General features: G+C 60.1%; 16 protein-coding genes, 4 tRNA genes and 1 riboswitch. Of the genes, 14 read left to right on the top strand and 6 right to left on the bottom strand.

What is annotated here, in order from left to right:
• Nucleotides 1-50: 50 nt before the first annotated feature.
• Nucleotides 51-243, bottom strand: a riboswitch (cobalamin riboswitch).
• 121 nt (nucleotides 244-364) lie between these two features.
• Nucleotides 365-1,294 carry a DNA/RNA non-specific endonuclease gene (locus tag ACWHXD_RS20505; RefSeq protein ID WP_138762928.1) on the bottom strand — a complete coding sequence of 310 codons (930 nt, stop codon included), beginning with the start codon at nucleotides 1,292-1,294 and terminating at the stop codon, nucleotides 365-367.
• Nucleotides 1,295-1,430: 136 nt separating this feature from the next.
• Between ACWHXD_RS20505 and ACWHXD_RS20500 the strand changes: the two genes are divergently transcribed.
• The gene (locus ACWHXD_RS20500) at nucleotides 1,431-2,492 is read left to right on the top strand and encodes a M4 family metallopeptidase (protein WP_138762927.1); all 1,062 of its coding nucleotides are present in this window, start codon (nucleotides 1,431-1,433) and stop codon (nucleotides 2,490-2,492) included.
• 29 nt (nucleotides 2,493-2,521) lie between these two features.
• Complete coding sequence (locus ACWHXD_RS20495) at nucleotides 2,522-2,827, top strand: protealysin inhibitor emfourin (protein WP_032896129.1); 306 nt, start codon at nucleotides 2,522-2,524, stop codon at nucleotides 2,825-2,827.
• A gap of 34 nt (nucleotides 2,828-2,861) precedes the next feature.
• Here the strand turns inward: ACWHXD_RS20495 and ACWHXD_RS20490 are convergent, their stop codons facing one another.
• A complete protein-coding gene (locus ACWHXD_RS20490; RefSeq protein ID WP_138762926.1) occupies nucleotides 2,862-4,256 on the bottom strand; it encodes an aldehyde dehydrogenase family protein in 1,395 nt (464 codons plus the stop codon).
• A gap of 103 nt (nucleotides 4,257-4,359) precedes the next feature.
• Between ACWHXD_RS20490 and ptrR the strand changes: the two genes are divergently transcribed.
• Nucleotides 4,360-5,232, top strand: a complete 873-nt coding sequence (gene ptrR / locus ACWHXD_RS20485) for a putrescine utilization regulator PtrR (RefSeq protein ID WP_138762925.1) — start codon at nucleotides 4,360-4,362, stop codon at nucleotides 5,230-5,232.
• 152 nt (nucleotides 5,233-5,384) lie between these two features.
• Here the strand turns inward: ptrR and ACWHXD_RS20480 are convergent, their stop codons facing one another.
• Nucleotides 5,385-5,594: a hypothetical protein gene (locus ACWHXD_RS20480; protein WP_005789784.1), complete on the bottom strand. Its 210-nt coding sequence runs from the start codon at nucleotides 5,592-5,594 to the stop codon at nucleotides 5,385-5,387.
• A 475-nt stretch (nucleotides 5,595-6,069) separates the two neighbouring features.
• On the opposite strand from ACWHXD_RS20480, the gene ACWHXD_RS20475 reads away from it, so the two are divergent.
• Nucleotides 6,070-7,362, top strand: coding sequence for a hypothetical protein (locus tag ACWHXD_RS20475; protein WP_138762924.1), 1,293 nt, complete (start codon nucleotides 6,070-6,072; stop codon nucleotides 7,360-7,362).
• Between the two features lie 140 nt (nucleotides 7,363-7,502).
• Here ACWHXD_RS20475 and ACWHXD_RS20470 read toward each other — a convergent pair whose 3' ends face one another.
• Nucleotides 7,503-8,699, bottom strand: a complete 1,197-nt coding sequence (locus tag ACWHXD_RS20470) for an amino acid aminotransferase (protein WP_138762923.1) — start codon at nucleotides 8,697-8,699, stop codon at nucleotides 7,503-7,505.
• A 343-nt stretch (nucleotides 8,700-9,042) separates the two neighbouring features.
• On the opposite strand from ACWHXD_RS20470, the gene uvrB reads away from it, so the two are divergent.
• The 10 genes from uvrB (at nucleotide 9,043) to ACWHXD_RS20420 (ending at nucleotide 16,980) form a co-directional block, all read left to right on the top strand.
• Nucleotides 9,043-11,058, top strand: a complete 2,016-nt coding sequence (gene uvrB / locus ACWHXD_RS20465) for an excinuclease ABC subunit UvrB (RefSeq protein ID WP_003192575.1) — start codon at nucleotides 9,043-9,045, stop codon at nucleotides 11,056-11,058.
• A gap of 719 nt (nucleotides 11,059-11,777) precedes the next feature.
• Nucleotides 11,778-13,259 (top strand): glutamate--tRNA ligase, encoded by a 1,482-nt coding sequence (gene gltX / locus ACWHXD_RS20460; RefSeq protein ID WP_019820852.1) that lies wholly within the window; start codon nucleotides 11,778-11,780, stop codon nucleotides 13,257-13,259.
• 147 nt (nucleotides 13,260-13,406) lie between these two features.
• Nucleotides 13,407-13,482: transfer RNA gene (locus ACWHXD_RS20455), tRNA-Ala, on the top strand.
• 79 nt (nucleotides 13,483-13,561) lie between these two features.
• Nucleotides 13,562-13,637: transfer RNA gene (locus ACWHXD_RS20450), tRNA-Glu, on the top strand.
• 50 nt (nucleotides 13,638-13,687) lie between these two features.
• Nucleotides 13,688-13,763: transfer RNA gene (locus tag ACWHXD_RS20445), tRNA-Ala, on the top strand.
• Nucleotides 13,764-13,844: 81 nt separating this feature from the next.
• Nucleotides 13,845-13,920 (top strand) — tRNA-Glu (locus ACWHXD_RS20440).
• Between the two features lie 183 nt (nucleotides 13,921-14,103).
• Nucleotides 14,104-14,643, top strand: coding sequence for a TetR/AcrR family transcriptional regulator (locus ACWHXD_RS20435; protein ID WP_003192571.1), 540 nt, complete (start codon nucleotides 14,104-14,106; stop codon nucleotides 14,641-14,643).
• Nucleotides 14,644-14,658: 15 nt separating this feature from the next.
• Complete coding sequence (locus ACWHXD_RS20430; RefSeq protein ID WP_003192569.1) at nucleotides 14,659-15,492, top strand: alpha/beta hydrolase; 834 nt, start codon at nucleotides 14,659-14,661, stop codon at nucleotides 15,490-15,492.
• A 38-nt stretch (nucleotides 15,493-15,530) separates the two neighbouring features.
• A complete protein-coding gene (locus tag ACWHXD_RS20425; RefSeq protein ID WP_003192568.1) occupies nucleotides 15,531-15,965 on the top strand; it encodes an acyl-CoA thioesterase in 435 nt (144 codons plus the stop codon).
• Nucleotides 15,966-16,020: 55 nt separating this feature from the next.
• Entirely contained in the window at nucleotides 16,021-16,980 is a 960-nt protein-coding gene (locus ACWHXD_RS20420) for a tRNA dihydrouridine synthase (protein WP_032896135.1), read from the top strand.
• Here the strand turns inward: ACWHXD_RS20420 and ACWHXD_RS20415 are convergent.
• A complete protein-coding gene (locus ACWHXD_RS20415; RefSeq protein ID WP_499084623.1) occupies nucleotides 16,940-20,239 on the bottom strand; it encodes an EAL domain-containing protein in 3,300 nt (1,099 codons plus the stop codon). The two genes, ACWHXD_RS20420 and ACWHXD_RS20415, sit on opposite strands and share 41 nt — an antisense overlap.
• A gap of 66 nt (nucleotides 20,240-20,305) precedes the next feature.
• Nucleotides 20,306-21,196 (bottom strand): LysR family transcriptional regulator, encoded by an 891-nt coding sequence (locus tag ACWHXD_RS20410; RefSeq protein WP_138762921.1) that lies wholly within the window; start codon nucleotides 21,194-21,196, stop codon nucleotides 20,306-20,308.
• Nucleotides 21,197-21,225: the final 29 nt, after the last annotated feature.

Below are 21,225 nucleotides of genomic sequence, written 5' to 3'. Positions count from 1 at the left end.
CGCTACAGGTGCGCAGGGCCAGGATGTCCTTCCCGGACACCCCGCCGGTTAGTGATGTTGCTGGGCCGGCAGGTCTCCTGACTGATGCGTCATCGCCACGCCCCCGCCTTCCCGGACGAGGTCCAGTGGCATTCAGGGGCAGGCTCAGCACCTACAGTTGCGGGGGCAGTTTCGATTGACGCCTGGGCGGCGTTTCGAATTCCCTATTAGTCCCACGTGGGAACCGGCGCCGGTATGGTAAGCGATCACGCCCTGTAGGAGCGAGCTTGCTCGCGAAGAACTTGAGAACACCGCGGGCCATCAGGCGCCCCTGCGTTATCGTTGACGGTCTTCGCGAGCAAGCTCGCTCCTACAGGCGGAGTGGTTAGAGTCGAATGTCTTGGGGGCCGCGGATCAGGGCTTCGATGCGCGTGCCGGTAGCGCGCTCTTCGTTGCTGAAGCCGTCGTAGTCAGCCAGTTGGCCGAAGCGAATGCCGGTCAATTGTTCGATCGCAATCACACTGCGTTGGTAGGTCCTGAGCTGGCCGAACACCAGGTCCAATTGGTCCAGCTCGCGGCGCTGGTCAATCATGTAGGCGCTGGCGGACGGTTTGCCGTCGTCGCTGAGGTAGGCCACCACTTTCCAGAACGCCTGGGGGATTTTTACCCCGCGATACACGCGGTCGTTGTCGCTGAACACCGGGCCGCTGAACACCGTGGCCCGGGCTTTCCAGCGCTGGGTGTTGTCGAGGATATAGTCCTCGAGTTCCAGCCAGGTCTTCTGATTGAAGCCGCTCATCTGTGGCGAGCAGTTGGTGAAGTGGAAGGTGTCGAGGTTGGCCGTGGTCGCGTCGTCGCCCCAGTTGGGGTCCTGGCGGCGCACCAGGTGGCCGCGGTCCAGGCCGTTGCCGGCGTACAGGTCTTCACCGACCTGCGCGTCGGTGGGCAGGCGGCCATCGTAGGCCCAGGAGTCGTTGCTGCGCACGATGTCCACATGCTTGGCGCCGTCGATATTTACCCCCACGTACAGCGCCAGTCGTCGAGAGCGCGACATGGTGATGGAGAAATGCGTGTAGTCCAGGCGCTTGGGTTGCACGTCGCCCGCCAGTGGCTCGCCAACCGTGGGCCATGGCACCACGAAGTCACTGAGGAAATCGTCGACGTAGCCAACGCGGTTTTTGAGGTCCTTGGCCGCTGTGACACGCGACGTCGCGGCTCTGGCTTCCAGCAGGGTGGGGCTGGGCGCGATCAACGGTCGCAGATCGGCGAGCCTGGGGCGGTGCGACAGGTCGATTTTGACTGTGCGGGCGGGCATGGGCATGTTCCTTATGGGCCTCGGATAAACACCACTGCAACACAAACTCATGACAATTTGGCCCGGGTGGCGATCCCAGGGCTATCCTGAAAAACGTTACCCGGACGTTCATCACACGCCAAAAAGGAGCCAGCTCATGTGTGTTCGCCAACCACGCAATCCGATTTTCTGCCTGATTCCGCCGTACATGCTCGACCAGATCGCACGCCACGGCGACAAAGCGCAACGGGAGGTCGCGTTACGCACGCGTGCCAAGGACAGCACGTTCCGCTCGTTGCGCATGGTCGCCGAACCCGCCAAAAGCCCCGCGCGGATGGCATTGGCGGCGGGCAGCGAAAAACAGCGCTCGATCTACAGCGCCAACAACACCGACAGCCTGCCCGGAAAACTGATCCGTGGCGAAGGGCAGCCCGCCAGTGGCGATGCTGCGGTGGATGAGGCCTATGACGGCCTGGGCGCAACCTTCGACTTTTTCGACCAAGTGTTCGACCGCAATTCCATCGACGACGCGGGCATGGCCCTGGATGCCACTGTGCACTTCGGCCAGGACTACAACAATGCATTCTGGAATTCGACCCAGATGGTGTTTGGCGATGGCGACCAGCAGTTGTTCAACCGCTTCACGGTGGCGCTCGATGTCATCGGCCATGAGTTGGCCCATGGCGTGACCGAGGATGAGGCCAAGCTCATGTACTTCAACCAGTCCGGCGCGCTGAACGAGTCGTTGTCGGACGTCTTCGGCTCGTTGATCAAGCAGTACGCGTTAAAGCAAAAGGCCGAGGACGCCGACTGGTTGATCGGCAAGGGGCTGTTTACCAAAAAGATCAAAGGCACCGCCCTGCGCTCGATGAAAGCGCCAGGCACCGCCTTTGATGACAAGCTGCTGGGCAAAGACCCGCAGCCGGGGCATATGGATGATTTTGTACAGACTTACGAGGACAATGGTGGGGTGCATATCAATTCCGGCATTCCCAACCATGCGTTCTATCAGGTGGCGATCAATATAGGCGGGTTCGCCTGGGAGCGTGCCGGGCGTATCTGGTACGACGCACTGCGCGATTCGCGGCTGCGGCCCAACTCCGGGTTTTTGCGTTTTGCGCGCATCACCCACGACATTGCCGGCCAGCTTTATGGCGTGAACAAGGATGAACAGAAGGCGGTCAAGGCAGGCTGGAAAGCGGTGGGCATAAACGTTTGACGAAGCCGCCTGGGCGGCGAGGAACAGCCATGCGAATTTCAATCAAGGAAAGCGGCGGGGCGGCGTATTTTCCGGGGCTGGCCAAGCCGCGTACGGTGGAACTGGACTCGCTGCCCGAACCCGACCAGCAGGAGTTACGGCAACTGATCGAAGCTGCCGATTTTTTCAAGTTGCCACAAAGTACCGATCCCGAGCCTGGCAACCCAGGCCGGGTGCATTACACCCTGACAGTCGCGGAGGGCAAGCGTGAGCACACGGTCTGTGTGCTCGCGCCGGTGAATCCCCCGGCACTGGACGGGTTGGTGCAGTGCGTGCGGCGGCACATAAATTGTTGAAGTGCGCCAAGGCTGATTTGTGGCTCTTGGCGAGCTACTTACGATCCAGCCACACCGTCTGCGCATTGCAAAACTCGCGTATGCCGAAGTGCGACAGCTCGCGACCGAACCCACTCTTCTTCACGCCGCCAAATGCCACCCGAGGGTCTGACACGCTGAACGAATTGACGAAGACCCCACCGGTTTCCAACTGATCGGCGATACCCCGCGCCTTTGCCGCGTCGCTGGTGAAGATGCTCGCAGTCAGGCCAAACTCGCTGTCGTTGGCCAGGGCGACGGCATGCTCGGCATCGCGGGCGGTGATGATCGACGCCACAGGGCCGAACAGTTCCTGTTTGAACGAGGTCATCTGGTCGGTGACGTTCGCTAACACGGTCGGCTCGTAGTAATTGCCAGCGCCAACGACTTTGTTGCCGCCCAGCAACAGGGTAGCGCCTTCTTCCAGCGTGGCCTGCACTTGGCCATGCAGCTCGTCGCGCAGGTCGAAGCGAGCCATCGGGCCCACATAGGTGTTGGCTGACACTGGGTCGCCCATCACCAGGGCGCGGGTGGCCTCAACGAATTTGGCGGTGAAGGCGTCCACCACACCGGCCTCAATGATCAGGCGCTTGGCGGCGGCGCAGACTTGGCCGCTGTTCTGGAAACGGCCGATCACGGCGGCTTGCACAGCGGCGTCGAGGTCGGCGTCGTTGAGCACGATAAACGGGTCGGAGCCGCCCAGTTCCAGTACACACTTCTTCAGGGCGGCGCCGGCCTGGGAGCCGATGGCGATACCGGCGCGCACGCTGCCGGTGAGCGTCACGGCGGCGATGCGTGGGTCGGCGATGGCGGTGGACACGCCGTCCTGGGTGACGTTGATTACTTCAAATACGCCTTCAGCAAAACCAGCTTTGCGCAGCGCCTGCTGGATCAGGTAGGCGCTGCCCATCACGTTGGGCGCATGCTTGAGCACATAGGTGTTGCCGGCAAGCAGGGTCGGCACCGCGCCGCGCAGCACTTGCCACACCGGGAAATTCCACGGCATCACCGCGAGGATCGGGCCCAGTGGGCGGTATTCGATGTGCGCGCTGCCGTTGTCCACCAGGGTGCGCTCCGGGGCGAGCATCGCCGGGCCATGGGCGGCGTACCACTCGCTCAGTTGTGCACACTTTTCGATCTCGGCGCGGGCCTGGGCGATGGGTTTGCCCATTTCCAGGGTGATCATTTGCGCCATGTCTTCAGCCTGTTCACGCAGGGCAGCGGCCAGGGCCAGCAGGTATTCGGCGCGCTGGTTTACCGAAGTGCGGCGCCAGGTACGGAAGGCCTCGGTCGCGCGGGTGAGGGCGGCATCCAGTTGTTCTGCGCTTTCATAGGGGTAGCTGCCGACTGTTTCACCGTTGGCGGGGTTGATCGACAGGGCGTGGGTCTGGTGGGAAATAGGGTTGTTCATGGCACCGTCCGGCTGAATGAGTGGAATGGGGCCAGCGTACGGGGCTGCATGTTTTCTGAAAACTGAATAATATTAAGCAATACATTCATGAATGGAGAATGATTTGGATCTGGTGCAGCTGGAAATTTTCAAGGCCGTTGCCGAGCAAGGCAGCATCAGCGCCGCCGCGCAGTTGATTCATCGCGTGCCATCGAACCTCACCACGCGCATCAAACAACTGGAGCAGGATTTGAGCGTGGAGTTATTCATCCGAGAGAAGAGTCGCTTGCGTTTGTCTCCGGCGGGGTGGAATTTCCTCGGCTACACGCGGCGCATTCTCGATCTGGTACAGGAAGCCCGCGCCACGGTGGCGGGGGAGGAGCCCCAGGGCGCCTTTGCCCTGGGCTCGCTGGAGAGCACGGCGGCGGTGCGTATCCCGGCGTTACTGGCGGCGTATAACCAGCAATACACCAAGGTCGAGCTGGACCTGAGCACCGGCCCCTCGGGCACCATGATCGAAGGCGTGCTGTCGGGCCGGCTGACGGCGGCCTTTGTCGATGGGCCAGTGCTGCATTCCACGCTAGAGGGTGTGGCAGTGTTCGAGGAGGAGATGGTGGTGATTGCACCGCTGCATCACGCGCCGATCACCCGTGGCCAGGATGTGAATGGCGAGAACATCTATACGTTCCGCTCCAACTGCTCGTATCGGCATCACTTCGAACGCTGGTTCTCACAGGATGGCGCGGTGCCGGGCAGGATCTTCGAGATCGAGTCGTACCACGGCATGTTGGCCTGTGTCAGCGCCGGGGCCGGGCTGGCGCTGATGCCGTGCAGTATGCTGGAGAGTATGCCGGGGTGTGCGGCGGTGAGTGTGTGGCCGCTGCCCGACACGTTTCGTATTTTGAATACCTGGCTGATCTGGCGGCGGGGCACGGTGTCGCAGAGTTTGAATAGTTTCGTAAAGCTACTGGAAGAACGCGATCTGGTGGCAACCTAAATCCAATGTGAAAGGGGCAAGCCCTGATACCTGTAGGAGCGAGCTTGCTCGCGAAAAACGTCAACGATTACGCGTGCTTCCTGAATAAACGCGGCGTCTGTGAGTTTTTCGCGAGCAAGCTCGCTCCTACAGGTATAGGGGCTTGAACTTCATCAGCCGCCAAATTGCAGGGTGCCCATGGCCAGCTTGGCCATGATCGCCGTTGCACCCAACTGCACCAGCCACAAGGCCAGCCCACCCAGAAATACCCCCAACGCCACTTGCAACACCAGGCTCTTCTGGCGCTTGGCTTGCGGTGCACGTGGGGCGTAGTCATGCAGTTCGTCGCGGTCGGCGCGCAGGTCCAGGTCGTCGTTTCTCATAAAGCTCTCACAGCAAGGGGCAGTCGGTGTTCAGTCTAGGTGTTCGTATCCAGTCCTGAAACAGGTTTTCACCCATTTCAGCCTAAAAACGCCCGGTGAGGCCGTTCGCTGTTATGTATTTGCACCGATTCTCCACCATTTGTTTGGTTTGAGCAGAGTCCTGAGTTCGATAGATTGCCTTTTTCTCGTGTTCATTACTCCCTCCGGGAAATGTGTCGGAAGGTATAAACCTTGTTCAGGGTGACATAGCTGAAATATAGAGTGGGCAGCTGTTCAAGGCTGTCGTTCGGAATAAGGCTTATAGCGAAAAGGTTGGAGAACCTGTCAAGGTTCACAGTTGTTGAAAGTTGTTTGCCAGGGGAAAGTATGGGCATCAGATCTTGGTTGTATAGTCATTCAGTCGTCAAATAATAATCCGTGAGCCAGGGCGGCTGAGCCTCATGTGCGCTTTCGGATTCTACCGAGGAGTATCACGATGAAGCACCAGTTGAGTAAGTTTGATAGGGGTATGAGTGAAATTGCGTACTCATGCATGTATAAAAAATCGTGGGTGGGTAAAGGCGTTTTAAATGTAGTGGCGTCGATTGTATTTGTAATTTCTACGGCTGCAAGCGCTGCGCCAGAATATCATGATCTGCATCTTCCTACTGCTCGCCCTGGACAACCTTATAACCAGCTACCCAATGCGCAAGCTAACCTGCAAGCCACAGGAACGGGGCCGGGATTTACCGTTCAGCTGGATCGTCATCACGTGATTCCAAATGAACTATTAACTCGATTTTACAATACCGTAATTGATCGAGCTGAAATTAGTAGGCTTTCTGGTTTTCTGACTGTGTTTGCTAATAATTTAGCGTACTATGGCGGGCCGGGTGGGGCGGGTGCGAGCTGTACTTTCCGTAATGAGCAGGACAATCATCATACGAGCGTCGTTTTGGCTGGAATGGCGAACGGTGGAGTTGTGCATAATGTTGTGCCTGGTGCACCCATGGAAGATCTGCTTGATACGTTTCGTCAGTTTTTTGCCTATATGCCTGGCAATTTATTTATTGGCCCCACAGGTGCTGTACGCTCAGATGATCCGCATAGTAGCTTTGAAGAAAATGCGGGAACAATTATAGGTCCAAATAGGCTGCATCAACTTCAAAATATTTATAATGATATGCATACTTATCTAAATAGTCCGCCGTCGAGCGAGGAGGCGCAGGCCGCATTAGGCCGTTTAAGTGAGCGCTTGGCTCGCGTGGCTGCTCGAAGAAGTATTACTCAATTAAATGCAGATGATTGGGTTTTTGAAAATGGTCGTTATCATATTAAGGTGCAAAGTCTTGAAGGTGAACATGCACGAAATGCACGTGAGGCGGAACATGAATATGCAGCTGCTAATGAAACTAATATCGACTGTATTTTGCCTGAGCCTTTCGAACGGCAGTTGGTTATAGATGAAAGTTTGTCCCGTTGTCTAGATAATGGAGTGGACGGGCGAGGAATTATAGCTTGGACGATCAAAGGAGGGGATCTTCCTAGCGATGCTATGGTTCATATCGCAACCGAAGATCCGGCAGTGGCCAAGTTAACTATTCAGGCCCAAGTTGGATCTGCGCCCGTGTCTTGGCAGTACAACGGTTGGGGGAGTAAGGAAGTGACCTTTTATTACCCGGTCTTATCTTGGGCGCCTGCGGGTATGGAGCGAATCATTTCTAATCGTCCAGCGTTGAAAATTATTCATGATGGGAAAAGTTGCAAAGTTGTTGAGTTGAAAACATAGCAGAGTGTTGCCTTTTCTTCGCTGGGCATGCAAACAGGCGGCAGCGAAAGTGCATGTGTGAGCAGTTGCCGATAAATCATCGCCAATAAAAAGGTGGAAGCCCATGACTTCCACCTTTCGTATAACGCTTGCCGGCTTGCTTACAGCACCTCGACAATCGCCTTGGTCACTGCACCAATGTTCGATTGGTTCAGTGCCGCCACACAGATACGCCCGGTATCCAGTGCGTAGATGCCAAACTCGGTGCGCAGGCGGGTGACTTGCTCAACGGTCAGGCCGGAGTAGGAGAACATCCCGCGCTGGCGGCCGACGAAGCTGAAATCATGACCTGGAGCCGCCTTGGCCAGCTCAGCCACCATCTGTTCGCGCATGCCGCGGATGCGCAAGCGCATTTCAGCCAGTTCGGCTTCCCACTGGGCGCGCAGCTCAGGGTTGTTCAACACGGCGGCAACGATGGCTGCGCCGTGGGTGGGCGGGTTGGAGTAGTTGGTGCGGATCACACGCTTGACCTGGGACAGGATGCGCGCGCTTTCTTCCTTGGACTCGCTGACAATCGACAGCGCGCCAACACGTTCGCCGTACAGGGAGAACGACTTGGAGAACGAGCTGGACACGAAGAAGGTCAGGCCCGATTCCGCGAACAGGCGCACCGCGGCGGCGTCTTCGTGGATGCCGTCGCCGAAGCCCTGGTAGGCCATGTCGAGGAACGGGACCAGGTTCTTGGCCTTGACCACGTCCAGCACGTCTTGCCAGTCGGCCGGGCTGAGGTCGACGCCGGTCGGGTTATGGCAGCAGGCGTGCAGCACCACGATGGACTGTGGCGGCAGGGCGTTGAGGTCTTCGAGCAGGCCGGCACGGTTTACGTCGTGGGTGGCGGCTTCGTAGTAGCGGTAGGTCTGTACCGGGAAACCGGCTTTTTCAAACAGCGCCTGGTGGTTTTCCCAGCTCGGGTCGCTGATGGCGACGACGGCGTTGGGCAGCAGTTGCTTGAGGAAGTCGGCGCCGATTTTCAGCGCGCCCGTGCCGCCCACGGCCTGGGCAGTAATCACACGGCCTTCGCTCAACAGCGGCGACTCAGCGCCAAACAGCAGTTTTTGCACGGCCTGGTCGTACGCCACGATGCCGTCGATCGGCAAGTAGCCACGGGCGGCGTGTTGCGCCACACGAATGGCTTCCGCTTCGGCAACGGCACGCAAGAGTGGAATCTTCCCCTCCTCGTTGCAGTAAACGCCCACGCCAAGGTTCACCTTGGTGGTTCGTGTATCGGCGTTGAATGCTTCGTTGAGGCCCAGGATTGGATCGCGTGGTGCCATTTCGACAGCGGAGAACAGGCTCATTTTTGCGGCAGCTCTATGGGGGGTAGGAGGGACGTGTCGCGCTCCAGCCGAATGCACTAGAGCGGTGCACAAACGGGGAGCTAGTATAGAGGCCATCACGGCTGAGAGCGACAACGGAAACGGCTTTTCGGCCATGTTTTTCGGTTTATTTGCTGACCGTTAGTCTTATTGCAACATTGACGAGAAAGGTCGTGTAGGACGACGGCCTTGAAACCCGTCACATTCGACACCACTTCTACAGCTATCATGGTTTTTTCCTGCAACCTGCGATGATTATTCGCGGGTTGCTGAGCTATTTCGTCCCTGGCGGTGTCGAGTCTGGGGTGACTTCACGAGGTACGTTATGTCGGATTTCCAGCTCGTTACCCGTTTTGAACCCGCCGGCGATCAACCGGAAGCCATTCGTCAGATGGTCGAAGGCATCGAAGCCGGCCTGGCGCACCAGACGCTGCTTGGGGTGACCGGTTCCGGCAAGACCTTCAGCATCGCCAACGTGATCGCCCAGACCAACCGCCCAACCCTGGTGCTGGCGCCGAACAAGACCCTGGCGGCGCAGCTCTATGGCGAGTTCAAGGCGTTCTTCCCGAACAACGCGGTGGAGTACTTCGTTTCCTACTACGACTACTACCAGCCCGAAGCCTATGTGCCGTCCTCCGATACCTTTATCGAGAAGGATGCATCGATCAACGACCACATCGAGCAGATGCGCCTCTCGGCCACCAAGGCGTTGCTTGAGCGCAAGGACGCGATCATCGTCACCACGGTGTCGTGCATCTACGGCTTGGGCAGCCCGGAAACCTATCTGAAGATGGTGTTGCACGTCGACCGTGGCGACAAACTCGACCAGCGCGAACTGTTGCGCCGCCTGGCGAGCCTGCAGTACACCCGTAACGACATGGACTTCGCCCGCGCCACCTTCCGAGTGCGCGGCGATGTGATCGACATCTACCCGGCCGAATCCGACCTGGAAGCCATCCGCATCGAACTGTTCGATGATGAAGTCGAAAGCCTGTCAGCCTTCGACCCGTTGACCGGTGAGGTGATCCGCAAGCTGCCACGCTTCACCTTCTACCCCAAAAGCCACTACGTAACCCCGCGCGAAACCCTGATGGGCGCCATCGAGGGCATCAAGGTCGAGCTGGCCGAGCGCCTGGAATACCTGCGCTCCAACAATAAGCTGGTGGAAGCCCAGCGCCTGGAGCAGCGCACCCGCTTCGACTTGGAGATGATCCTGGAGCTGGGCTACTGCAACGGCATCGAAAACTACTCGCGTTACCTCTCGGGCCGTGACTCCGGGGCGCCGCCGCCGACGCTCTATGACTACCTGCCACCGGACGCCTTGCTGGTGATCGACGAATCCCACGTCAGCGTGCCGCAAGTGGGCGCTATGTATAAGGGCGACCGTTCACGCAAGGAAACCCTGGTGGAGTACGGTTTTCGCCTGCCGTCGGCGCTGGACAACCGGCCGATGCGCTTTGACGAGTGGGAAGCCATCAGCCCGCAGACCATCTTCGTCTCCGCCACGCCGGGCAACTATGAAGCCGAGCACGCGGGCCGCGTTATCGAGCAACTGGTACGCCCCACAGGCCTGGTGGACCCGGAAATCGAAATTCGCCCGGCCTTGACCCAGGTCGACGACTTGCTGTCGGAGATCAACAAGCGCGTGGCCCTGGAAGAGCGGGTGCTGGTTACCACCCTGACCAAGCGCATGTCCGAAGACTTGACCGACTACCTGGCCGACCACGGCGTACGCGTGCGTTACCTGCACTCGGACATCGACACCGTGGAACGCGTGGAGATCATCCGCGACCTGCGCCTGGGCACCTTCGATGTGCTGGTGGGGATCAACCTGCTGCGTGAGGGCCTGGACATGCCGGAAGTGTCGCTGGTGGCGATTCTGGATGCGGACAAGGAGGGCTTCCTGCGCTCCGAGCGTTCATTGATCCAGACCATCGGCCGAGCAGCGCGTAACCTCAATGGCCGCGCAATTCTCTATGCCGACCGCATCACCGGCTCCATGGAGCGGGCGATTGGCGAGACCCAGCGTCGTCGCGACAAGCAGATCGCGTTCAACCTGGAGCACGGCATTACCCCCAAAGGTGTGTTCAAGGACGTTGCCGACATCATGGAAGGCGCCACCGTGCCCGGCTCGCGCAGCAAGAAGCGCAAGGGCATGGCCAAGGCCGCCGAGGAGAGCGCCAAGTACGAGAACGAACTGCGCTCACCGAGTGAGATCACCAAGCGGATTCGGCAACTGGAAGAGAAGATGTACCAGTTGGCGCGGGATCTGGAGTTTGAGGCGGCGGCGCAGACGCGCGATGAGATTGGCAAGTTGCGTGAGCGCCTGCTGGCTGTTTGATTTGTATTGATTGGGCTGGCGCTCATCGCGGCATAGGTATCTACACAACTCTGTGGGCGGTAAGCGCAGACGGTAACCACGATGCGAAGCGAGCCGCTCTTGATCTTGATCTGCTTTTGATCTTGATCTCAGGCGCCCCGTTAAACCACGCTGGCCGAACGCAGGCTTGAATTCGTGGGTAACCCGGCAGGACGCCGGGTTAGCCGCCCCGCGCCATGGATGGCGCGTGGCGGCGGCCCACGGATTCAAGCCTGTGTTCGGGCACACCGAGCCTAAGCGAGGTGCCGAGTGGTGGGGCAAGAGCGTTTTGCTTACTTTTGCGCTTTTCAAAAGTGAGCCGCCGTCAGGGCGGAACCCTAAGTGGCCGTTACCTAAATAACGGATATGTACCCGGTCCAACGGTGTTGACTGTCAGGCCGCCATCGCAGGCAAGCCAGCTCCCACATTCGGACTGCGGCGCGTCAGGTAGATAAGCGTCGGCTGTCAGGCCGCCACGGGAGCAAGCTCCCTCGCCACAGGTTCGGCGTCATCCCCAAAGTTATGTAGATACCTATGCTCATCGCGGGCAACCGGCTCCCACATTGATCTGTGAATGCGCTCAAAATGTGGGAGCTGGCTTGCCTGCGATGGCCGCGCCTCGGTTTTCCAGATATCCCCCAGGCTGTTACCATTCGCCCCTTGTTTGAATTTTCAGTTATATCGCCCATTCGAGACCTGCCATGACCACCGTCCGCACGCGCATTGCGCCATCGCCCACTGGGGATCCCCACGTCGGTACTGCTTACATCGCCCTGTTCAACTACTGCTTTGCCAAGCAGCATGGCGGTGAGTTCATCCTGCGGATCGAAGACACCGATCAACTGCGCTCCACCCGTGAGTCCGAACAGCAGATTTTCGATGCCCTGCGCTGGTTGGGCATTACCTGGGCTGAAGGCCCGGACGTGGGCGGCCCTCACGGCCCGTATCGCCAGAGCGAGCGCAGCGACATCTACAAGCAGTACACCCAGCAACTGGTCGATATGGGCCATGCCTTCCCGTGCTTCTGCACCGCCGAAGAGCTGGACCAGATGCGCGCCGAGCAACAGGCCCGTGGCGAGACCCCGCGCTACGATGGCCGTGCGTTGCTGTTGTCCAAGGAAGAAGTGGCTGCGCGCCTGGCGGCTGGTGAGCCCCACGTCATCCGTATGAAGGTGCCAAGCGAAGGCGTGTGCGTGGTGCCGGACATGCTGCGCGGTGACGTCGAGATCCCGTGGGACCGCATGGACATGCAGGTGCTGATGAAGACCGACGGCTTGCCGACGTACTTCCTGGCCAACGTGGTCGATGACCACCTGATGGGCATCACCCACGTGCTGCGCGGCGAAGAGTGGCTGCCATCGGCACCCAAGCTCATCCTGCTGTACGAATACTTCGGCTGGGAGCAACCGCAGCTGTGCTACATGCCGCTGCTGCGTAACCCGGACAAGAGCAAGCTGTCCAAGCGCAAGAACCCTACGTCGGTGACGTTCTACGAGCGCATGGGCTTCATGCCAGAGGCGATGCTCAACTACCTGGGCCGCATGGGCTGGTCGATGCCGGACGAGCGCGAGAAGTTCTCGCTGCAGGAAATGGTCGACAACTTCGACCTGTCCCGCGTCTCCCTCGGCGGGCCGATCTTCGATATCGAGAAACTCTCGTGGCTCAACGGCCAGTGGCTGCGTGACCTGCCGGTGGAGGAGTTTGCCAGCCGTGTGCAGCAGTGGGCGTTGAACCCCGAGTACATGATGAAGATCGCGCCGCTGGTGCAGGGCAGGGTAGAGACCTTCAGCCAGGTCGCCCCCTTGGCCAGTTTCTTCTTTGCTGGTGGCGTGAATCCCGATCCCAAGCTGTTCGAGTCCAAGAAGCTTTCCGGTGACCAGGTTCGCCAGCTGATGCAGTTGATCCTGTGGAAGCTTGAAAGCCTGCGTCAGTGGGAGAAGGATGCGATCACCGCGACCATCCAGGCGGTAGTGGAATCCCTTGAGCTGAAACTGCGCGATGCCATGCCGCTGATGTTTGCCGCAATCACCGGGCAGGCCAGTTCGGTGTCGGTGCTGGATGCGATGGAAATTCTCGGCCCGGACCTGACCCGTTTCCGCCTGCGCCAAGCCCTTGATTTGCTTGGTGGTGTGTCGAAGAAAGAAAACAAGGAATGGGAAAAGCTGCTGGGCGCTATCGCTTAAGCAGGCCGCTTGCGGCACGAAACCCCGGTTTTCCGGGGTTTCGTCGGTAAGTGATTGTTATCCCGGCAAAAAATTTTGGAAATTGTTGAAAATAAATTTGACACGTTTCCAAACCGCCATTAAGATTCGCCCCGTCCTCACCGATGAGGGGCTATAGCTCAGCTGGGAGAGCGCTTGCATGGCATGCAAGAGGTCAACGGTTCGATCCCGTTTAGCTCCACCAATTTACAGGTTCAAGGTTCCGGCCACACCGTCCTTGAATTGATCAGGTCTCAGCTCTGATCAGATGTACAGAAGGTTTTGTCCCCTTCGTCTAGTGGCCTAGGACACCGCCCTTTCACGGCGGTAACAGGGGTTCGAGTCCCCTAGGGGACGCCAGTTTCAACAAGCAGCTCGAAAGGTCTGCTGCGTCGCGAGACGAAAAATCCGGGGCTATAGCTCAGCTGGGAGAGCGCTTGCATGGCATGCAAGAGGTCAACGGTTCGATCCCGTTTAGCTCCACCAATTTTACAGGTTCAAGGTTCCGGCCACACCGTCCTTGAATCGATCAGTTCTCAGCGCTGATCAGTTGTATAGAAGGTTTGTGTCCCCTTCGTCTAGTGGCCTAGGACACCGCCCTTTCACGGCGGTAACAGGGGTTCGAGTCCCCTAGGGGACGCCACGATTACCCGCTCTGCGGGATTTTTAAGGGTCATTCAATTATTGAATGGCCCTTTTGTTTGTCTGGCGTTTGGCCAATTCCCTCCTTATTACTCATTTTTCTGTTCTGACCGGCGGTCGTGCTTGTCGCTTGCCAAATATTATTATGGTAATAATATTCAACCCATGAGAGACGGAGGCTTCGATGAGCGATAAAAAAGCGCAAACCCGCGAACGTATTTTGCAGGCTGCCAGCGCGGCGTTGATCCAGCGTGGCCCGGCTGAGCCTAGTGTGGGTGAAGTGATGGGGGCGGCTGGGCTGACGGTCGGAGGCTTCTACGCGCACTTTGAAAGCAAAGACGCCTTGATGTTGGAAGCGTTCAACCAGTTGTTGGCGCAGCGCCGCGCCTCCATCGATGACTTGGACGAACAGCTGACCGGCGAAGAGCGCCGCACGCTGGTCGCCGCGTTTTATCTGTCACGCAAGCACCGCGACTCCACGACCCAGGCCTGCCCGTTGCCCGCGACAGTGGGGGAGATGGGGCGCTTGCCGGACGCTTTTCGCGAGGTCTTGAACGAACACGTCGAGTTGATGGCCGCGCAATTGGCCGGCAGCCCCGAAGAGATCGATAAGGCCCTGGCGGACATGGCCTTGATGGTAGGAGGGCTGACCCTGGCGCGGGCGCTGGGGCCGGGCGAGTTATCGGATCGGGTGATACGTGCGGCCAAGTCGGCGGTACGCTGAAAAAGGGGACGCAAGATGGGCGCATTGACCTGGGTTCGTGGTTTCAATGGCACGGTGGGGCGCCTTGCGCCGCATGCGGTCGCCAGCAAGATGCGTCGCACCTTCATGACCCCGCGCGATCTGCCGCCGCGTGACTGGGAGCTGCCGTTGTTGGCGCAATCGGAGCGCATTACCCTGCGTTTCGGCCTGTCGGCGTTGCGATGGGGGCATGGCCCGGCGGTGCTGCTGATGCATGGCTGGGAAGGCCGGCCCACTCAATTCGCCAGCTTGATCACAGCGTTGGTCGACAACGGCTATTCGGTAATTGCCCTGGACGGTCCCGCCCACGGCCGTTCCCCGGGGCGTGAAGCCCATGTGCTGCTGTTTGCCCGCGCCATGCTTGAGGCGGCGGCCGAGTTGCCGCCGCTGTACGCGGTGGTCGGCCATTCCATGGGCGGCGCCAGTGCGATGTTGGCGGTGCAGTTGGGGTTGCGTACACAGGCATTGGTCAGCATTGCCGCGCCGTCGCGCTTTCTGGATGTGTTGCGCGGGTTCACCCGTATGGTCGGCTTGCCACCACGGGCGCGCTCAGCCTTTATCCAGGAAGTGGAGTTGAGCATGGGCATGCCGCTCAAGCACCTGGACGTGGCCCACTACCAAATGAACATTCCCGGCCTGATCGTCCACGCCGAAGACGACACCTTCGTTCCGGTCAGGGCGGCTCAAGCCATTCACGAAGCCTGGTTCGACAGCCGCCTGCTGCGCCTGGAGCAGGGCGGCCACCAGAAAGTGCTCGCCGACCCGCAGGTGATCGACGCTGTACTCGCCCTATTGGCCGGCTGCCGTCTACAGGAGCGCCAGAGCGCCTGATACACTGCCCCGCCGACATCAATCGACTGGAGCAAGGCATGGGCTGGGATTTGGCAACGCCGTTCATCATCGATCTGCAGGTTGCGGCTGAGGACATCGACGGCCTGGGGCACGCCAATAATGCGGTGTATGTCTCATGGCTGGAGCGTTGCGCCTGGCGCCACTCCCAGCGCCTGGGGCTGGACCTCACCGAATACCGCCGCCTGGACCGCGCCATGGCCGTGGTGCGCCATGAAATCGACTACCTGGCGGCAGGCTATGAGGGCGACGAATTACAACTGGCCACCTGGATCGTCGATTGGGACCAACGCCTGAAAATGACCCGTCGTTTCCAGCTGGTACGCCCCCGTGATGGTGCGACCCTGCTGCGTGCGCAAACCACCTTCGTGTGCATTGAATTGTCCAGCGGCAAGCCCAAGCGCATGCCCGCCGAGTTTATCGACGGTTACGGCCCCGCCCTGACAGGGGGTTAACGGTTGTCGCTGGAAACCCAGTAAACTGCGCCACGATTTTTGTTGAGTGTTTTCCATGCAAATTGCTTTGGCGCCCATGGAGGGGTTGGTCGACAACATCCTGCGGGACGTGTTGACCCACGTGGGCGGTATCGACTGGTGCGTGACCGAATTTATCCGGGTCAACGACCGCCTGCTCACGCCTGCCTATTTCCACAAGCTCGCGCCTGAACTGCTGCACGGTGCCCACACGGCGGCCGGTGTGCCGTTGCGGGTGCAGTTGCTCGGCTCCGATCCAGTGTGCCTGGCGGAAAATGCCGCCCTGGCCTGTGAATTGGGTTCTGAGGTGATTGACCTTAACTTCGGTTGCCCGGCCAAAACCGTGAATAAATCCCGAGGTGGCGCGGTGCTGCTCAAGGAGCCAGAGCTGCTCAACCAGATCGTCGAGCACGTGCGCCGCGCCGTACCCGCGCATATTCCCGTAACCGCCAAGATGCGCCTGGGCTTCGACAGCCCGGATGGTGCATTGGTGTGCGCCACGGCCCTGGCCGAGGGCGGCGCGGCGCATATCGTGGTGCATGCGCGCACCAAGGCCGATGGCTACAAGCCGCCGGCCCATTGGGAGTGGATCCCGAGGGTGCAGGACGTGGTCAAGGTGCCGGTGTTTGCCAATGGCGATATCTGGAGCGTCGAAGACTGGAAGCGCTGCCGCGAAATCAGCGGCGCCGAAGACATCATGCTGGGCCGTGGCCTGGTAGCGCGGCCCGACCTGGCACGGCAGATTGTGGCGGCCAAAGCCGGCGAAGAGGTGGTCGAGATGACTTGGGCGCAGATGCAGCCCATGCTTCAGGAGTTCTGGCGCCAGTCGGTGGCGCAACTCACGGAAAAGCAGGCGCCCGGCCGCTTGAAGCAGTGGCTGGCGATGCTCACGCGTAACTACCCGGAGGCAGTGGAGTTGTTCACCGCCCTGCGCCGCGAGACGGACTTGAACCAAGTCAGCCGCCTGCTGGGTATGCCGCATCCAGCAGCCGCCTGAACCCCTCGATTGGCAGCGGTCGGCTGTGCAAATACCCCTGGAATAAGTGGCAGCCGAGCTTTTGCAGGAACGCCAACTGCTCCAGGGTTTCCACCCCCTCGGCGATGACTTCCAGGTTCAGGCTGCGGGCCATGGCCACAATGGCGCGGATGATTTCCGCATCATTGGGGTCGTGGGTCGCATCGCGCACGAACGATTGATCGATCTTCAGCGCGTCCACCGGCAGGCGCTTGAGGTAAGTCAGGGATGAATAGCCGGTGCCGAAATCATCCATCGCAAAGCTCACGCCGAGTTTTTTCAGGCGACGCATCTTCACCACGGTATCGTCGAGGTTCTGGATCACGATGCCTTCGGTAATTTCCAGTTTCAGCAGGCTGAACGGCAAGCCGTGTTGCTTGAGGCTGTGCTCCACCCGTTCCACAAAGTCGTTCTGGCGAAACTGCCGGGGGCTGATGTTCACGCACAGGCTGAAATTGAGCGGGTCCACCAAGCCGTCGGCAATCAACTGGGCAAAGGCGCCGCAGGCTTCATCGAGAATCCAAGTACCCACCTCCAGGATCAGGCCGCTGTCTTCCAATACCTTGATAAATTCCGTCGGCGACTGCGCGCCCAATTGTGGATGCTGCCAGCGCACCAGAGCCTCGGCGCCGATTATCCTGTCGCCGCGCGCATCCACCTGGGGCTGGTAGTGCACGCTGAATTCGCCGCGGGACAAGGCCAGGCGCAAGTCGGTTTCCATGCGCAGGCGCTCGCTGGCGGTTTTTTGCATGCTGTTGTGGAACATCTGCGTGGTGTTGCGCCCGGAGTCCTTGGCGCGGTACAGGGCGATGTCGGCGCGCTTGAGCAAATCGGCAGGGGTGGTGCCGTGGTCGGGGATCAACGCCACGCCGATGCTCGGCGTGACCTGCAGCCGATGGCCGTCGAGAAACATCGGCTCCGAGAGCAATTCGCGCAGGGTATCGGCCAGCGCTTGCACCTGGCTGCTGACCGTCTGGCGGGTGCCCTCCAGGCCGCTGAGCAATACCACAAACTCATCGCCGCCCAGGCGCGCCACGGTGTCCTCCATGCGCACGCTGGCTTCCAGGCGCGCGGTGACGATTTTCAGCACGGTGTCGCCAACGGGGTGGCCGAGGGAGTCGTTGATGTGCTTGAAGTGGTCCAGGTCCAGAAACAGCAGGGCGCCGCGCAGGTTGTGGCGCTTGAGCAGGGCGATCTGCTGGCTCAGGCGGTCCATCAGCAGTGCCCGGTTTGGCAGGTTGGTCAGCGGGTCGTGATAGGCCAGGTGACGGATCTGCGCCTGGGCATTCTTCAATAGGCTTACATCCCGTGCGGTCAGCAGCAGGCAGGGGGTTTCATTCAGGGTGATCGGCTCCACCGAGACCTCCACCGCCAGCACCTCGCCACGCTTGTTGCGCCAGAGCATTTCCAGGTGGTGAATGCGCCCCTTGATCTGTAACTCGGCCAACAGTGCGGCGCGCTGGTTCTCGTCGGCCCAGATGCCGATCTGGTACAAGGTCAGGCCGATGGCCTCTTCGGTGCGGTAACCGGTCAGGCGGCAAAAGCCGTCGTTGACCTCTACATAACGGCCGGTGTCGCGTTCGGTGATGGATATCGCATCGGGGCTGGAGTGGAACGCCTTGGCGAACTTCTCTTCACTGGCCTTGAGTGCGGCTTCCGAGCGTTGCTGCTGGGTGATATCGCGCAGCGTAGTGACGATGCACGGCTGGTCGCTGACCTTGATCAAGCGGCTGGAAATCATGCAGGTCAGGCTTTGGCCGTCCTTGTGATGCACCACGATCGCCACATTGCTCAGGGCCTGTTCGCGTATCACCTGCTCGATGCGCTGCAGGCGCTTGCTGGAGTCGTCCCACAGGCCGATTTGTTCGGCGCTTTTGTCCAGCACTTCGGCGGCTGTAAAGCCAAACGTCTGGGTAAACGCCGGGTTGATCTCGATAAACGCGCCGCTCTCCAGGCAGGTGACGCAGATCGGGTCGGGGCTGGCCTGGAACAGGCTGGCGAACTTTTCTTCCGAGGCGGTCAGCCGTTGCTCGCGCTCGACCTGGTCGGTGATGTCCAGCAAGGTGCCGGCCATGCGCAGGGGCTTGCCCGACTCATCGCGATACAGGCGTGCGCGGCTCTCCAGGTAGCGCGGGCTGCCGTCTTCCATTTGCACGCGATAGGTCAGCTGATAGTTGCCCTCCGGGCCTTCGCGCAAGCTGCGGTACGCATGGCGCATGCCCTCGCGGTCCTCATCGGACATGCCTTCAAAAAATGCCTCGAAAGACTCATGGAACGGCGCTGGCTCCAGCCCATGCAGCTGGGCGGCACGCGCTGAGCCGTAAAGCATGCCGCTGGGGATGTGCCAATCCCAGGTGCCCAGTTGCGCGGAGTCCAGGGCCAGGTCCAGGCGCTCCTGGCTGTCCTTGAGTGCTTGCTCGGCGTTTTTACGTTCGGTGGTGTCCAGGAACGTGCTGATCAGGTACGCCTCGCCGTCCAGTTCGACCTTTTGCGCGCTGAGGGTGCCGTCATGGATCTGGCCGTTGCTGGCGCAGAACTGCACTTCCATGGTGATGGGTTCACCCTTGCGCTGCGTGGCTTTGACCAGCAGCGCACGCTGTTCCGGGTGGCGCCACAAGCCCAGTTCCAGGGTGGTGCGGCCGATGGCATCGGCCACTGGCCAACCGAACAGCATCTCGAAATACTGGTTGGCTTCGCTGATCAAGCCGTCAGCCTGGCGCGTCAGCAGTACCATGTTCGGGCACAGGTGGAACAGGGTGGCGAAGCGTTTTTCCGAATGGCTGAGGGCGTGTTCACGGTCGCGTTGGTGAGTGATCTCGCGGATCACCCCGATCATGCGCCGCCGCCCGGCCTTGTCGGGAACCAGGCTGCCGCTGATTTCCAGCCAGTGCTGGCTGCCATCCGGCCATTGGATGCGGTGATGCATGGCGCGGTCGAGCGGCTCTCCGGCGAGCACCGCATGAAAGCCGCGCACCACCCGCGCACTGTCTTGCGGGGCCAGCAGGTCGAGGTAGTCGAGGTCCTTGGGCAGAGGCTGGCGCGGGTCAAAGCCGAATAACGCCTGGGTACCCCGCGACCAGCTGATTCTTCCCGTGTCGATTTCCCAGGACCAGGCACCCAGCCGCGCGGCATTGAGGGCCGTCAGCAGTTGCGGGGCGCTGTCCCAGCTCTGTTCCGCCGCTTGGGGGTCCAGGGCATAGATGCGGGGCAGGGGTGGAACCGGGTCAACGGGGTTGCGCATTATCAAAGGGCCTTGGCTCATTGAGAAAATCGCGCGGTTTGACCTAAACCCCTGGCCCACACAGTGTCATGCCGGTAACCCTGGCAGATCGACCTGTGCATCCAACAGGCTCATGAAAGCCCGCGCAGCGTTCGACAGCGTCCTTTCGGTGTGCACGATATAGCCTAGCTGGCGACTGAGCTGTATGCCCGGCAAAGCGATACTTGCCACCTGATCGTCGAGCATGGTGCGCGGTAGCACGCTCCAGGCCAGGCCGATGGAGACCATCATCTTGATGGTTTCCAGGTAGTTAGTGCTCATCGCGATATTGGGCGTGAGGCCCTGGGCCTCGAACAGGCGGCTGACAATATGGTGGGTAAAGGTGTTGCCGCCGGGAAACACCGCCGGATGCCCGGCGATATCGGCCAGGCTGACGGAGCCGTTGCTGATCAGGCTGTGTTCTGGCGCCACTACAAAATCCAGGGGGTCGTCCCACACGCGGGTAGCGCGTACCAGGTTGTGGGGCTCTGGCGCCAGGGTGATCACCGCGACTTCCGCACGGCCGTGGAGGATTTCTTCGTAGGCCACTTCTGAATCCAGAAACTGAATATCCAGCGCCACATTCGGATATTGCCGCGTGAAAGTGCGAAGGACTGGTGGCAGGCGGTGCAGGCCGATATGGTGGCTGGTGGCCAGGGTCAGGCGCCCGCTGACCTCGCCGGTGAGGTTGGTGAGGGCGCGGCGGGTGTCGTCCAGCACGTTGAGGATTTGATAGGCGCGGGGCAGCAAGGCCCGTCCGGCCTCGGTCAAACCGACTTCGCGGCCCAGGCGGTCGAACAACCGTACCTTCAATTGTTGCTCCAGGCCGGCGATGCGCTTGCTGATGGCCGGCTGGGTCAGGTGCAAGCGTTCGCCGGCACCGGAGAAGCTGCCGGTCTCGGCGATGGCGATAAAGGCGTTGAGGTTGGCCAGGTCCATGGTGCTATTCCAGTTGGTAATCCAAAGCA

It is taken from the genome of Pseudomonas fjordensis (genome assembly GCF_976987115.1).
Note: the sequence above shows the minus strand (reverse complement) of the source record. Positions and strands in the feature narration are given on the sequence as shown.

Coding starts and splice junctions, on each gene's coding strand:
- ACWHXD_RS20505 (WP_138762928.1), bottom strand. CDS start 1,294: ATGCCCGCCCGCACAGTCAAAATCGACCTGTCGCACCGCCCCAGGCTC.
- ACWHXD_RS20500 (WP_138762927.1), top strand. CDS start 1,431: ATGTGTGTTCGCCAACCACGCAATCCGATTTTCTGCCTGATTCCGCCG.
- ACWHXD_RS20495 (WP_032896129.1), top strand. CDS start 2,522: ATGCGAATTTCAATCAAGGAAAGCGGCGGGGCGGCGTATTTTCCGGGG.
- ACWHXD_RS20490 (WP_138762926.1), bottom strand. CDS start 4,256: ATGAACAACCCTATTTCCCACCAGACCCACGCCCTGTCGATCAACCCC.
- ACWHXD_RS20480 (WP_005789784.1), bottom strand. CDS start 5,594: ATGAGAAACGACGACCTGGACCTGCGCGCCGACCGCGACGAACTGCAT.
- ACWHXD_RS20475 (WP_138762924.1), top strand. CDS start 6,070: ATGAAGCACCAGTTGAGTAAGTTTGATAGGGGTATGAGTGAAATTGCG.
- ACWHXD_RS20470 (WP_138762923.1), bottom strand. CDS start 8,699: ATGAGCCTGTTCTCCGCTGTCGAAATGGCACCACGCGATCCAATCCTG.
- uvrB (WP_003192575.1), top strand. CDS start 9,043: ATGTCGGATTTCCAGCTCGTTACCCGTTTTGAACCCGCCGGCGATCAA.
- gltX (WP_019820852.1), top strand. CDS start 11,778: ATGACCACCGTCCGCACGCGCATTGCGCCATCGCCCACTGGGGATCCC.
- ACWHXD_RS20435 (WP_003192571.1), top strand. CDS start 14,104: ATGAGCGATAAAAAAGCGCAAACCCGCGAACGTATTTTGCAGGCTGCC.
- ACWHXD_RS20430 (WP_003192569.1), top strand. CDS start 14,659: ATGGGCGCATTGACCTGGGTTCGTGGTTTCAATGGCACGGTGGGGCGC.
- ACWHXD_RS20425 (WP_003192568.1), top strand. CDS start 15,531: ATGGGCTGGGATTTGGCAACGCCGTTCATCATCGATCTGCAGGTTGCG.
- ACWHXD_RS20420 (WP_032896135.1), top strand. CDS start 16,021: ATGCAAATTGCTTTGGCGCCCATGGAGGGGTTGGTCGACAACATCCTG.
- ACWHXD_RS20415 (WP_499084623.1), bottom strand. CDS start 20,239: ATGCGCAACCCCGTTGACCCGGTTCCACCCCTGCCCCGCATCTATGCC.
- ACWHXD_RS20410 (WP_138762921.1), bottom strand. CDS start 21,196: ATGGACCTGGCCAACCTCAACGCCTTTATCGCCATCGCCGAGACCGGC.